The 12879-nt window shown below is 71.9% G+C and carries 12 protein-coding genes; 9 read left to right on the plus strand and 3 right to left on the minus strand.

Going from position 1 to position 12879, the window contains the following annotated elements; translation table 11 throughout:
• Window positions 1-109 precede the first annotated feature (109 nt).
• The 9 genes from L0984_RS23095 (at window position 110) to L0984_RS23135 (ending at window position 9299) form a co-directional block, all read left to right on the plus strand.
• Window positions 110-1147 carry an SMP-30/gluconolactonase/LRE family protein gene (locus L0984_RS23095; protein ID WP_234196692.1) on the plus strand — a complete coding sequence of 346 codons (1038 nt, stop codon included), beginning with the start codon at window positions 110-112 and terminating at the stop codon, window positions 1145-1147.
• The gene (locus L0984_RS23100; protein WP_234196693.1) at window positions 1144-2133 is read left to right on the plus strand and encodes a fumarylacetoacetate hydrolase family protein; all 990 of its coding nucleotides are present in this window, start codon (window positions 1144-1146) and stop codon (window positions 2131-2133) included. The genes L0984_RS23095 and L0984_RS23100 overlap by 4 nt, the downstream gene beginning before the upstream one ends.
• Window positions 2134-2146: 13 nt before the next feature.
• The gene (locus L0984_RS23105) at window positions 2147-2932 is read left to right on the plus strand and encodes a cyclase family protein (protein WP_234196694.1); all 786 of its coding nucleotides are present in this window, start codon (window positions 2147-2149) and stop codon (window positions 2930-2932) included.
• 213 nt (window positions 2933-3145) lie between these two features.
• The gene (locus L0984_RS23110; RefSeq protein WP_234196695.1) at window positions 3146-4111 is read left to right on the plus strand and encodes an NAD-dependent epimerase/dehydratase family protein; all 966 of its coding nucleotides are present in this window, start codon (window positions 3146-3148) and stop codon (window positions 4109-4111) included.
• 27 nt (window positions 4112-4138) lie between these two features.
• Complete coding sequence (locus L0984_RS23115) at window positions 4139-5158, plus strand: Bug family tripartite tricarboxylate transporter substrate binding protein (protein ID WP_234196696.1); 1020 nt, start codon at window positions 4139-4141, stop codon at window positions 5156-5158.
• Window positions 5151-5942, plus strand: coding sequence for an SDR family NAD(P)-dependent oxidoreductase (locus L0984_RS23120; protein ID WP_234196697.1), 792 nt, complete (start codon window positions 5151-5153; stop codon window positions 5940-5942). Before L0984_RS23115 ends, L0984_RS23120 begins: the two co-directional genes overlap by 8 nt.
• Before the next feature lie 58 nt (window positions 5943-6000).
• The gene (locus L0984_RS23125; RefSeq protein ID WP_234196698.1) at window positions 6001-7173 is read left to right on the plus strand and encodes an alpha/beta hydrolase family protein; all 1173 of its coding nucleotides are present in this window, start codon (window positions 6001-6003) and stop codon (window positions 7171-7173) included.
• Window positions 7174-7198: 25 nt separating this feature from the next.
• Window positions 7199-8188, plus strand: a complete 990-nt coding sequence (locus tag L0984_RS23130) for a Bug family tripartite tricarboxylate transporter substrate binding protein (RefSeq protein WP_234196699.1) — start codon at window positions 7199-7201, stop codon at window positions 8186-8188.
• Window positions 8189-8315: 127 nt separating this feature from the next.
• Entirely contained in the window at window positions 8316-9299 is a 984-nt protein-coding gene (locus L0984_RS23135) for a Bug family tripartite tricarboxylate transporter substrate binding protein (protein WP_234196700.1), read from the plus strand.
• A 54-nt stretch (window positions 9300-9353) separates the two neighbouring features.
• Here L0984_RS23135 and L0984_RS23140 read toward each other — a convergent pair whose 3' ends face one another.
• The 3 genes from L0984_RS23140 to L0984_RS23150 are packed head-to-tail and all read right to left on the minus strand — an operon-like array spanning window position 9354 to window position 12870.
• A complete protein-coding gene (locus L0984_RS23140) occupies window positions 9354-10316 on the minus strand; it encodes a tripartite tricarboxylate transporter substrate-binding protein (RefSeq protein ID WP_234196701.1) in 963 nt (320 codons plus the stop codon).
• A gap of 47 nt (window positions 10317-10363) precedes the next feature.
• Window positions 10364-11857, minus strand: a complete 1494-nt coding sequence (locus tag L0984_RS23145) for an NAD-dependent succinate-semialdehyde dehydrogenase (protein ID WP_234196702.1) — start codon at window positions 11855-11857, stop codon at window positions 10364-10366.
• Window positions 11851-12870, minus strand: coding sequence for a dihydrodipicolinate synthase family protein (locus tag L0984_RS23150; protein WP_234196703.1), 1020 nt, complete (start codon window positions 12868-12870; stop codon window positions 11851-11853). The genes L0984_RS23145 and L0984_RS23150 overlap by 7 nt, the downstream gene beginning before the upstream one ends.
• Window positions 12871-12879: the final 9 nt, after the last annotated feature.

The raw sequence follows: 12879 nt of genomic DNA on the forward strand, positions 1-12879 counted from the left end.
GCATATGGCGGGGGCCGATCCATCGCGCCGGCCGATGGCTGGCATCGGCCGAATCTGTTGGTCTTCGTGGCGGCGCCGAAACACACTGCGGCCCGCTTCGAGATTCCCCATGACCCGAGACAACCCCCTGCGCGGCTGGCAGGTCGACCGCGCCGCCATCCGCCATGTCGGCCGCGACCTGCAGCGGCCCGAATGCATCCTGTGCCAGCGCGACGGCACCGTGTGGGCGGCGGACGCCCGCGGCGGCGCCATGCGTATCGCACCCGACGGCAGCCAGCAACTGCTGGCGCCGGCCGCACCGGCCCAGCCGGACGCCATCGACTTCGACCAGCGTTATGTGCGCAGCGAAGGCTCGCTGCCCAACGGCATGACCTTCCTGGCCAACGGCGAGCTGCTGATCGCCAACTGGGGCACCGACGCGGTGGAGGTGATGGACCGCCAGGGCCGCGTGCGCCGCCTGTTCGACCGCATCGACGGCCAGCCGCTGGGCAAGGCCAACTTCCCGCTGCGCGACCGCCACGGCCGGCTCTACCTCACGGTCACCACGCGCATGCAGCCGTGGACCGACTCCATCAACGCCCGCGCCACCGACGGCTACATCGCGCTGTTCGACCTGCAGGGCAACGCACGCATCGTGGCCGACGGCTTCGAGGGCACGAACGAGATCCGCCTGGACGACGCCGGCGAATGGATGTACGTGGTCGAGAGCAACGCCCGCCGCATCTCGCGCCTGCGCGTGCGGCCCGACGGCACGCTGGGCGAACGCGAGGTCTACGGCCCGGCCCGGCTGCCCGGCTTTCCCGACGGCTTCGCCTTCGACGTGTTCGGCAACCTGTGGGTGACGCTGATCATGACCGACCGGCTGGTGGCCATCACGCCCGACGGCGAGCTGCTCACCCTGCTGGACGACGGCAACGCCGAGGCCACGCGCGCGCTCGATGCGCACTTCGAGGCCCGCACCCTCACGCCCGAGATCATGGCCGCCGCCCACGGCACGCTGGCGCCCTGGATGGCCAGCCTGAGCTTCGGCGGCCCCGACCTGCGCACCGTCTACCTCGGCAGCCTGCGCGGCACCACCCTGCCCAGCTTCCGCGCCCCCGTGGCCGGCCAGGCCCCCATCCACTGGAACGAAGACTTTCCCGCATGAAACTCGCCACCCTCAAGAACGGCCGCAAGGACGGCCGGCTGGTCGTCGTCTCGCGCGACCTGCGGCAGGCCGTCGATGTCGCGGCCATCGCGCCCACCCTGCTCGACGCGCTGGAGCGCTGGCACGAGGCCGAGGCACCGCTGCTGGCCCTGTACGCGCAGCTCAATGCCGGCACGGCCGAGGGCGCCTTCGCCTTCGACCCGGCCCAGGCCGCCGCGCCGTTGCCGCGTGCGCCGCAGTGGTGCGACGGCTCGGCCTTCCTCAACCATGCCCGGCTGATGGAGAAGGCCTTCAACATCGAGCCCGCGCCGGATTCGGACCGCATCCCGCTGATGTACCAGGGCGGCTCCGACGACCTGCTGGGCCCGCACGACGACCTGCCGCTGCCCGACGAGGCCCACGGCATCGACTTCGAGGGCGAGTTCGGCGTGATCGTCGGCGACGTGCCGCTGGGCTGTCCTGCCGCGCTGGCGCTGCGCCATGTGCGCCTGCTGGTGCAGATCAACGACGTGAGCCTGCGCGGCTTCGGCCCGCGCGAGATGCGCACCGGCTTCGGCTTCTTCCAGGCCAAGCCTTCTTCCAGCTTCGCGCCGGTGGCCGTCACGCCCGACGAGATCGGCGAGGCCTGGCGGGACGGCCGGGTGCACCTGGACCTGACCGTGATGCGCGGCGACGAGCGCTTCGGCCATCCCAACGGCGGCGAGATGAACTTCGGTTTCGACCAGCTGATCGCGCATGCGGCCTTCACGCGCCGCCTGACGGCCGGGACCATCGTGGGCTCGGGCACCGTCTCCAACGCGGGGGGCCAGCGTGGCTCGGCCTGCATCGCCGAGCGGCGCGCCATGGAGTTGATCGAACACGGCGCCAGCCGCACGCCCTTCCTGCACTTCGGCGAGCGGGTGCGCATGGAAGCGCAATGGCAGGGCGCACCGGTGTTCGGTGCCATCGACCAGCGCGTGGTGCAGGCCCTGCCGCCCACCGCCTGAAGGAACCACCGCCATGCCCCGCTTCGTCGACCTGTCGATCTACCTCGAAAACGATGTGCTCTCCGACCCGCCGCCGCTGGCGCCGAAGATCACCTACCAGACGCACCAGGACACGCTGCCCGAGTTCCTGCAGCTGATCCCCGGCACGCGCGCCGAGGACTATCCCCAGGGCCAGGCCGCCGCCGTCGAATGGGTGACGCTGACCACCCACAGCGGCACGCACCTGGACGCGCCCTGGCACTTTCATGCCACGCAGGACGCCAAGGCCGGCGGCGCCCGGCCGTCGATGACCATCGACCAGATTCCGCTGGACTGGTGCTTCCGCCCCGGCGTGAAGCTGGACTTCCGCCACCTGCCCGACGGCCATGTGGTGAGCGCGGCCGAGGTGGAGGCCGAGCTGGCCCGCATCGGCCATGTGCTGCAGCCGCTGGACATCGTGGTGGTCAACACCCGCGCCGGCAGCCGCTATGGCCAGCCCGACTACGTCAACACCGGCTGCGGCATGGGCTATGAAGCGACCATGTACCTGCTGGAGCGCGGCGTGCGCCTGACCGGCACCGACGCCTGGAGCTGGGACGCGCCCTTCTCGTACACCGCGCAGCGCATCGCCGAGACCGGCGACACCGCGCTGATCTGGGAAGGCCACAAGGCCGGCCGCGACATCGGCTACTGCCACCTGGAGAAGCTGCACAACCTGGAGTCGCTGCCCGGCCACGGCTTCACCATCTGCTGCTTCCCGCACAAGATCCGCGGCGCCTCGGCGGGCTGGACGCGGGCCGTGGCGATCTTCGAGGATTGAGGTGAAGCGTCCTGCCCGAAGCGCTGCCGTGAGCCCCTCTCCCCTCGTGGGAGAGGGGTTGGGGAGAGGGGGCTCGTCCACCGCGACAACCTGTCACCCCGCGCGCGCTGCCGCCCCCTCTCCCCGGCCCTCTCCCGCGAGGGGAGAGGGCGACACGCCCCGTGCCGGCGATGGCGCGCCGGCCGCTGCCTTGGCGCGCGGGAGGATGCCCCGATGAACATCCTGGTCACTGGCGCCGGTGGCTTCATCGGCGCGCATGTGCTCGCGCTGCTGCACCGCCAGGGCCAGATGGGCGGCCAGCGCATCGACACCCTGGCCGCCGCAGACCAGCGGCTGGGCGCGCTGCCGGACGGCGTGCTCGGGCTGGAAGGCGACCTGGGCAGCGACGAGGTGCTGGCGCGCATCGCCGCCCTCGCGCCCGACGTGTGCTTCCACCTGGCGGCCGTGCCCGGCGGTGCGGCCGAGGCCGACCCGGCGCTGAGCCGCCGCGTCAACCTCGACACCACGCTGGACCTGTTCGACACGCTGGCCGCGGCCGACGCCGGCCATGCGCCGCCCGTCGTGGTCTATGCCAGCACCATCGCTGTCTACGGCAGCGCGTTGCCCGAGGTGGTGACGCCGCACACGCCGCTGCGGCCCCCGCTGGCCTACGGCGCCCACAAGCTGGCCTGCGAGGTATTGCTGGCGGACTTCTCCCGCCGCGGCCGGCTCGATGGCCGCGCGCTGCGCCTGCCCGGCATCGTGGCCCGGCCGCGCGCGCCTTCGGGCCTGGTGTCGGCCTTCATGAGCGAGCTGCTGCATGCGCTGGCGGCCGGCGAGCCCATCACGCTGCCCGTGGGGCCGCAGGCCACGGCCTGGTGGATGTCGGCGCGACGCTGCGCCTGGAACCTGGTTCAGGCCGCCACCATGCCGGTCGGTGACGACCCGGCCCGCGCCTGGCCGCTGCCCGTGCTGCACCTGTCGATGGACGACATCGTGCAGGCGCTGTCGGCCGAGTTCGGCGTGGACGGCCGGGCCCTGGTGCGCCATGCGCCGCAGCCGGCCGTGGAGGCCGTGTTCGGCCGCTATCCGCCGCTGGACGACCGCATTCCCCGCGCCCTCGGCCTGCGCGACGACGGCGATGCACGGGCGCTGGTGCGCCGGGCGCTCGCCCCGGCCGGCGATCCCCACGATTTTTGAGCACCCCCGTTCAGGAGACCTTCTTCGATGACCGATTCCGCCTCGCCCTTCGCCCATCCCACCCGGCGCACGCTGCTGCGCGGCGCCGCGGCCCTGGCCGCCGCGCCACTGGGCCTGGCCGGCACGGCCGCCCACGCCCAGGCCGGCTTTCCCTCGCGCCCCATCACCTGGGTGGTGCCCTATCCAGCCGGCGGCTTCGGCGACGCGCTGTCGCGCATGCTGGCGCAGAAGCTGTCGGCCAGCCTGGGCCAGCCGGTGGTCATCGACAACCGGCCCGGCGCGGGCGGTCAGATCGGCGCCAACTTCGTCAAGCAGCAGCCGGCCGACGGCCACACGCTGTTCTATGGCGACCTGGGGCCCTTCTCGATGAACGCAGGGCTGTACCCCAAGCTGAGCTACGACACGCTCAAGGACTTCATGCCGCTCACGCGGCTGCTGGTCTCACCCACCGTGCTGCTGGTGCCCACCGCCAGCCCCTACCAGAGCTTTGCCGACTTCGTGCGCGCCGCACAGGCTGGCGGCGCAGGCCTGAACTACGGCTCCTACGGCATGGGCAGCCAGCCCCACATCTGGATGGAGATGCTGCGCGGCCAGATCAAGGGCAATCTCACGCATGTGGCCTACAAGGGCGGCGCCCCCGCCGTGCAGGACCTGATGGCCGGCCACATCGACGCGCTGCTGGACGTGTCGCCCAGCGCCATCCCGCTGGTGCGCGAGAACAAGGCCCGCGCCCTGGCCGTGGTGGGCAGCGACAAGCGCCTGCCCCAGCTGCCGCAGGTGCCCACCATCGCCGAGCTGGGCATGCCCGCGCTCAACATCCCCGGCTGGACAGGCATGGTGGTGCGTGCCGGTACGCCCGAGCCCATCGCCAACCGGCTGCACGACGAGCTGGTCAAGGCCGTGACCGCGCCCGACGTGGTGCAGCGTTACACCGACCTGGGCCTGATCGTCGCGCCCAGCTCGCGTGCCGAATTCGCCGAACTGATCCGCACCGAGACCGCACGCTGGGGCCAGGTGATCCACCAGGTGGGGGTGAAGCTTGAGTGAGGCTTCGCCGGCACCGCGCCTGTTCGCACTGGACGGGCAGGTAGCCCTCGTCACCGGCGCGGCCGGCGGCCTGGGCCGGGCCATTGCGCTGGCCTATGCGCAGCACGGCGCGCGGCTCGTGCTGTCTGACCGCGAGGGCGACGGCCTGCACGAGGTGGCCGCCCAGTGCGCGTCGCTCGGCGCTGCCGTGCACGCCGTGGCCGCCGACCTCGCCGAGCCCGCGCAGGTGCAGCGCCTGGCCGAACAGGCCCAGGCCGCCTTCGGCCGCATCGATCTGCTGGTCTGCAATGCCGGCATGCAGGGCCCGGCCGGACCGCTGCTGGCGGTGCCGGCCGAGGACTGGGCGCGCGTGTTCCAGGTCAACCTGGCCAGTGCCCATGCGCTGTGCGCCGCGCTGGTGCCGGCCATGGGCGCACGCGGCCATGGCCGCGTGGTCCTGATGGCCAGCATCGCCGCGCTGCGCGGCAACGGCGCCATCGGACTCTACGGCCTGAGCAAGGCCGCCCTGGCCCAGATGGCCCGCAACCTGGCTGTGGAGTGGGGTCCGCGCGGCGTGTGCGTCAACGCCATCGCACCGGGCCTGATCCGCACGCCCCTGGCCGACGGCCTGATGGCCAACGCCGCCTTCATGGCCCGGCGCCTGGCCACCACGCCGCTGCGCCGTGTCGGCGAGCCGCACGAGGTGGCCGGCGTGGCCGTGATGCTGGCCTCGGCGGCCGGCGGCTTCATCACCGGGCAGACGCTGGTGGTGGACGGCGGCACGCTCATCTCGGACGGCAGCTGACCCGCGCGCCGACCATCCCTACAGCAGGCCTCATCCAAGAGGCAGGAGACAGGCAACCATGTTCAAGTACTTCCCCACCAACTACGTCTGGAACCTCTCGGTCGACCTCGCCATCGAGATGGGCGCGCGCATCGGCGAGATCGAGGCCATGTGCGCCCCGCTGCAGGACGCGGCACGCCAGCCCGATGCGGCGGCCACGCTGGCCTTCCGCCACAGCTGGGAGGCCATGGCCGACCGGCTGTGCGAACTGGCGGCCGAGGATGAGGCCCGCGGCCGCCTCATCTCGGCCGGCGACAAGCTGGGCCGCGCGGCCACCTATCTGATCACCGCCGAGCGGCTCCAGGCCCATGGCGCGCCGGGCCGTGCCGCGCTGTACCGGCGCTTCCTGGACACCTTCGATCGGGGCATCGCGCTGGCGGGCGAGAACTGCGAGCGCGTGGAGATTCCCTACGAGGGCGGCGTGCTCGCCGGGCTGTACGTGCGCGCCCAGGGCGTGTCCGGCCGCGCGCCGGTGCTGCTGCAGCTCAACGGCCTGGATTCGACCAAGGAGATGAAGTACCGCGTGGGCCTGCCGCACTGGCTGGCGCAGCGCGGCGTCTCCTCGCTGGTGCTCGACCAGCCCGGCACCGGCGAGGCGCTGCGCCTGCACGGCATGACCGCCCGCTTCGACGCCGAGCACTGGGCCAGCCGCGTGGTCGACTGGCTGCAGGCGCGCGAGGACATCGACCCGCAGCGCATCGGCTGCGAGGGCGTGTCGCTGGGCGGCTACTACTGCCCGCGCGCCGTGGCCTTCGAGCCGCGCTTTGCCTGCGGCGTGGTCTGGGGCGCCAACCACGACTGGCGCGATGTGCAGAAGCGCCGGCTGGAGAAGGAAGGCAGCTTTCCCGTGCCGCACTACTGGGAGCATGTGCGCTGGGTCTGGGGCGCGAAGGACATGAACGATTTCATGCGCATCGCCGAGCAGGTGCACCTGGACGGCGTGGTCGAGAAGATCCGCGTGCCCTTCCTGGTCACGCATGGACAGAAGGATTCGCAGATTCCGCTCAAGTGGGCCGAGCGCACCTACGCGCAACTGGTGAACAGTCCGAAGCGCGAGCTGAAGGTCTTCACCGACCGCGAAGGCGGCGCCCAGCATTCCAGCTTCGACAACTCGGCCAATGCCGGCGCCTACATCGCCGACTGGGTGGCCGAGACGCTGGGCGGGCGCACCGCCGCAGCCGCCGCACGCTGAGCCAGAACGACAAGGAGACATTGCCATGACATCCACCCGCCGCCACTTCCTCGCCGGCCTCGCGCCCCTCGCCCTGCCGCTCGCCTTTCCGACGGCCACGGCCGCAGCGGAAGAGGGCGCCTACCCGCAGCGCCCCATCAAGCTGGTGGTGCCCCAGCCGCCGGGCGGCCCCTCGGACATCGTGGCGCGCTTCCTGGCCGAGAGCCTGCGCGCCAACCTGGGCCAGCCGCTGGTGATCGACAACCGGCCCGGTGCCGCGGGCCTGATCGGCACCGCCGCCGCGGCCGCCGCGCCGGCCGACGGCTACACGGTGCTGGTCACCTCGCGCTCCAACCACATCATTGCGCCGCTGGTGCAGCAGGGCGCCACCGTGCAGCCCGCGCGCGACCTGGTGCCGGTGGGCCTGGCGCTGCGGGCGGTCGGCATCCTGTCCACGCCCGCGCGCTCGCCCTGGCGCAGCCTGCGCGAGCTGGTGGCCGCGGCCAAGGCCCAGCCGGGCCGGCTCTTCTACGGCAGCGCCGGCATCGGCGCCACCAACCACATCGCCCTGGAGCAGTTCAAGGCGCTGGCCGGCATCGACCTCGTGCACGTGCCCTACAAAGGCTCCGGCCCGCTCATCACCGGCCTGATGGCGGGCGAGGTGCAGCTGGCGCTGCTGGACTTCGCGTCGGCGCAGCCGGCGCTCAAGGGCGGCAGCGTCGTGCCCCTGGCGCAGACGGGCCTGAGGCGGCTGTCCTCGATGGCCGAGGTGCCCACCCTGATCGAGAGCGGCTTTCCGCGCTTCGATGCGTCGTTCTGGATCGGCCTGGCCGTGCCGCAGGGCACGCCGGCCGCCGTCATCGCGCGACTGTCGTCGGCACTCGACGCCGCCCTGGCCGACACCCAGATGAAGGCCCGCGCCCAGGTCAACGGCTGGGAACTGGCGGGTGGCGGCCCCGCGCCCTTCGAGGCGCTGATCCGGCAGGACATGGCCGACTTTCCGCCGCTGGTGAAGCGGCTGGACATCAAGGCCTGAATCGACCCCCGTTCGCCCTGAGCTTGGCCTGTCCTGAGCTTGCCGAAGGGTCGAAGGGCGTCGACTCGCCCGCCGCCGCGCCGCCGTGCCGCGCAGCCTCTTCAATCAACCATCCGAGACAACACACATGCGCCTTTCCACACCTTCCCGCCGCCAGTACTGCGCCCTGGCCGCGGCAGCCCTGCTGGCCGTCGGCCTGCCCACCGCGGCACTGGCCCAGTCCCCCTATCCCACCAAGGCCGTCAAGCTGGTCGTGCCCTTCCCGCCGGGTGTCTCGCCCGACGTGATCGCGCGGCTGTGGGGCGAGGGCTTCACCCGCCTCACCGGCCAGCCGGTGGTGGTCGAGAACCGCCCGGGCGCCAGCACCATCATCGGCGCGCAGGCCGTGGCGAATGCGCCGGCCGACGGCTACACGCTGCTCTGGACGGTCAACAACACCTTCTCGATCAACCCCTACGTCTACAAGAAGCTGCCGTACAAGGCCGAGGACTTCGTGCCCGTCACGCGCATCCTGTCGGTGCCCTATGTGCTCGTGACCTCGGTGGACTCGAAGTACCGCACGCTGCAGGACCTGGTGCGCGAGGCCAAGGCCCGCCCCGATGCGCTCAGCTATGCCAGCGCCGGCATCGGCCAGGGCACGCATGTGGCGCTGGCGCGCTGGCTGAACCAGGCGGGCCTGAAGATGACCCATGTGCCCTACAAGGACCAGTTCGTGCCCGACGTCATCGCCGGCCGCATCGACGTGGCGCTGGACGCCAGCACCGGCGCCATCCCGCAGGTGCGCGCCGGCAAGGTGCGGGCCCTGGGCGTGACCAGCGCGCAGCGCATCGCGGGCCTGCCCGACGTGCCCGCCATCGCCGAGCTGTACCCCGGCTTCGTCGGCGACTCGTGGCACGGCATCTTCGTGCCCAGGGGCACGCCCGACGCCGTGCAGGCGGCGCTGCTGGCCACCTCGCAGAAGGTGATGGCCGACCCGGCCTTCCGCGCCAAGCTCATCGACTACGGCCTCACGCCCGTGGGCGAAGGCCCCGAGGCCTTCCGCAAGTTCCTGGACGAGGACGCGCGGGCCTGGGCCAAGGTGGTCAAGGACAACCACATCACCGCCGAATGAGCGGTCGGCGCCCGGGGCGCGGCGGCGCGCAGGACCGGGCAGCCTGCGCATCGCTCATTCGATCCGGATCTTGGCCTCGGCCACGATGCGCCGGTAGAGCGTCATGTCCTCGGCGATGGCGCGGCCCAGCTGGCCCGGCTCGCCACTGGCGGGATTGAGGCCCAGGTCTTCCAGGGTACGGCGCAGGCCCGGATCGGCCAGGGCAGTGGCCGCCGCCCGCTGCAGCCGCTCCATCGCGGGCTGCGGCAGGCCCTGCGGCGCCAGCAGCCCGACCCAGGAGTCGAGCGTGAACCGGGGCAGCCCGGACTCGGCCACCGTGGGCACGTTGGGCAGGCGTGGGTCGCGCCGCGAACCGGTGACCGCGATGATGCGCACCTTGCCGGCGTCCGCATAGGCCTTGGACGCCGCATCGAAGGTCAGGTCCAGCAGGCCCGCGGCCACATCGGCCGCCGCGGCCGCGGTGGACTTGTAGGGCACGTGCACCATGTTCGTTCCGGTCAGCAGCTTGAAATACTCGCCGCCGAAGTGGGTGCCGCTGCCCTGGCCGGCGCTGCCGTAGCTGAGCTTGCCCGGGTGGCTGCGGGCATAGTCGATCAGTCCTTGCAGGTCGGTCACCGGCAGCTTGTTGCTCACCACCACCGGCAGGCCGTAGGTGCCGGCCATCGCCAGGGGCGCCAGCAGCCGCGTCGGGTCGTAGCGCGCCGTCGGATCGACGATGGGCAGGATGCTGTAGCTGGTGTTGGTGAACAGCAGCGTGCGCCCGTCCGGCACCGCCCGTGCCACGGCATCGATGCCGATGCGCGAGCCGGCACCGGGGCGGTTCTCGACGATCAGCGTCTCGCCCAGCAGGCGTGACATGCGCTCGGCGAGCGCGCGGGCGGCCACGTCGGTCACGCCGCCCGGAGGGAAGGGCACGACGATCTTGATGGCCTGCGACTGGGCCAGCGCCGGCCCGCAGGCCAGGGCACCGAGGCCCAGCAGCAGCGAGCGGCGAAGAAGGGAAGGGTGGGCTGTCATGGTGTGTCTCCGTCGTTGTCGGTCGTTGTCGTGGTCGGGCTGCGCCCTCAGCCGCCCGCGGGCACGAGCCCGTCCCAGCAGAGGTACTTGATCTCCACGAATTCGTCGATGCCGTGGCGCGAGCCCTCGCGGCCCAGGCCGCTCTGCTTGACCCCGCCGAAGGGCGCCACCTCGTTGGAGATGAGGCCGCAGTTGATGCCCACCATGCCCGACTCCAGCCCGGCCGACACGCGCCACAGGCGTGCGGCATCGCGACTGTAGACATAGGCCGCCAGACCGAACTCGGTGGCATTGGCCATCTGCAGCGCCTCGGCCTCGGTGTCGAAGCGGAACACCGGCGCCAGCGGGCCGAAGGTCTCCTCGCGTGCGACGGCCATCGCTGGCGTGGCGCCGACCAGCACCGTGGGCTGGAAGAAGTGGCCGCCCAGCGCATGCCGCCCGCCGCCGTGGGCGACGCGCGCACCTTGCGCGCAGGCATCGGCGATGTGGGCCTCGACCTTGGCCACGGCCGCGTCGTCGATCAGCGGACCGAGCTGCGAGCCAGCCTCCAGCCCCGGGCCCACACGCAGCTGCGCCACGCGCCGCACCAGCCGCTCGACGAAGGCATCGTGCACGCCCGACTGCACCAGCAGACGGTTGGCGCTGATGCAGGCCTGCCCGGTGTTGCGGAACTTGGCGGCCACGGCGCCTTCCACGGCCGCGTCCAGGTCGGCGTCGTCGAAGACCAGGAAAGGCGCGTTGCCGCCCAGCTCCATCGAGCATTTCTTGACGGTGCCGGCGGCCTGCGCCAGCAGCAGCCGGCCCACCTCGGTGGAGCCGGTGAAGGTGATCTTGCGCACCAGCGGATGGCTGCACAGCACGCTGCCGATGGCCCGTGTGTCATGCCCCGTGAGCACGTTGAAGACGCCATCGGGCAGCCCGGCACGCCGGCCCAGTTCGGCCAGTGCCAGCGCCGTGAGGGGTGTCTGGCTCGCGGGCTTGACCACCATCGTGCAGCCGGCCGCCAGTGCCGGTCCGGCCTTGCGGGTGATCATGGCCGCCGGGAAGTTCCAGGGCGTGATGGCCGCGCACACGCCGATGGGCTCGCGCAGCGTGACGATGCGCGCCGTGGTGCGTGGCCCGGCCAGCACCTCGCCGGCCACCCGGGTCGCCTCTTCGGAGAACCAGCGCAGGAAGGAGGCGGCGTAGTCCACCTCGGTGCGCGCCTCGGCCAGCGGCTTGCCGCCTTCGAGCGTGATCAGCGTCGCGAGGTCCTCGCGGTGCGTCACCATGCCTTCGTACCAGCGCCGCAGCACGTCGGCCCGTTCGCGCGCCGTGGTGGCGCGCCAGGCCAGGAAGGCGCGCTGGGCGGCCTCGATGGCGGCCTCGGTCTCGGCCTCGCGCAGCCGCGGCAACTCGGCGATCAAGGCGCCATCGGCCGGGTTGTGCACGGGCGAGCGGCCATGGGGCGTCTCCTCGATCCAGCGGCCATCCACGAAGGCGGCGGACCGCAGGAGGCTGGCGTCCTGCAGCAGCGATGCGATGGGCAAGGCGCTCAGCATGGATGGCGGCCCGTCATGTAGGCGCTGTCCGGGTCGGCCGTGACCGGCAGGCCCGCGGCCACCAGGCCCTGGCGCAGCATCTTCATCAGGCGGTCGGGCACACGCATGGCCGGCCCGCGCAGCGGCCCGCCGTTGAAGCCGGCCAGCCAGTCCTGGTACTTCCACATCGTGCGGTTGAGCACGCCGGTGCCGCCTGCGTAGGTCTGGGCCGCCGCGCCGTTGGCATTGCGCGCCGGGCCCACGCGCCAGTAGGCTTCCATGGCGGCGTCCCATTCGCCGCGGCGGGCCAGCTCGAAGGCGCGCGGGTAATAGTGGCTCATCCACTGCGTGTTGCTGGTGCCCGAGAACTGCAGCTGCATCAGGCTCATCATGGGAATCGCATCACCCTCGATCGGGCAGCTGATGACCACCTCGTCGCGGAAGTGGTGGTACATCTCGCACAGCCCGGCGATGAGCGGAAAGCCCTGCTCGGACTTGATCGCCACGATGTTGGGGCAGTCGTCGAGCAGGCGGCGCACCAGGGCCACCGACATGCCCGCCGGGTGCACGCGCTCGAAGCCCCACAGGGGAATGGGGAAGAGCATCACCGCCAGGTCGGTCGCCTCGCAGAAGGCGCGGGTGTAGTCGTAGATCTCCTGCTCGGTCGTGGGCCAGAACTGCGGCGGGTACGACAGCAGCACGATGTCGGCGCCGGCCTTCTGCGCCAGCTGCGCCGCCTCGATGTTCTCCGCCAGCGTGCCGAAGGCGGCATGGAAGAACAGGCCCATGTCCTGGCCCACCGTGTCGCGGGCCCAGGCGGTGAACTGGGCGTTCTCCTCGGGCGTGATCGCCACCTCGCTGCACAGCAGCGTGTAGCGGTAGCCCAGTTCGCGCGCCAGGGCCACGTCATGGCGGATGCCGCGTTCGTTCAGCCGCTTGAGGTCGGCGGAGTAGCTGGGAATGGTGACGGCCGAGCAGCCGGTGAGATGGTCGCGCGCCCAGGCACGGGCGTCTTTGCGGGCATAGGAAGGCATGGCGTTGCT

The organism is Pseudacidovorax sp. NFM-22 (assembly GCF_021401245.1).
In the GTDB taxonomy this organism is placed as follows: Bacteria; Pseudomonadota; Gammaproteobacteria; order Burkholderiales; family Burkholderiaceae_C; genus Xenophilus.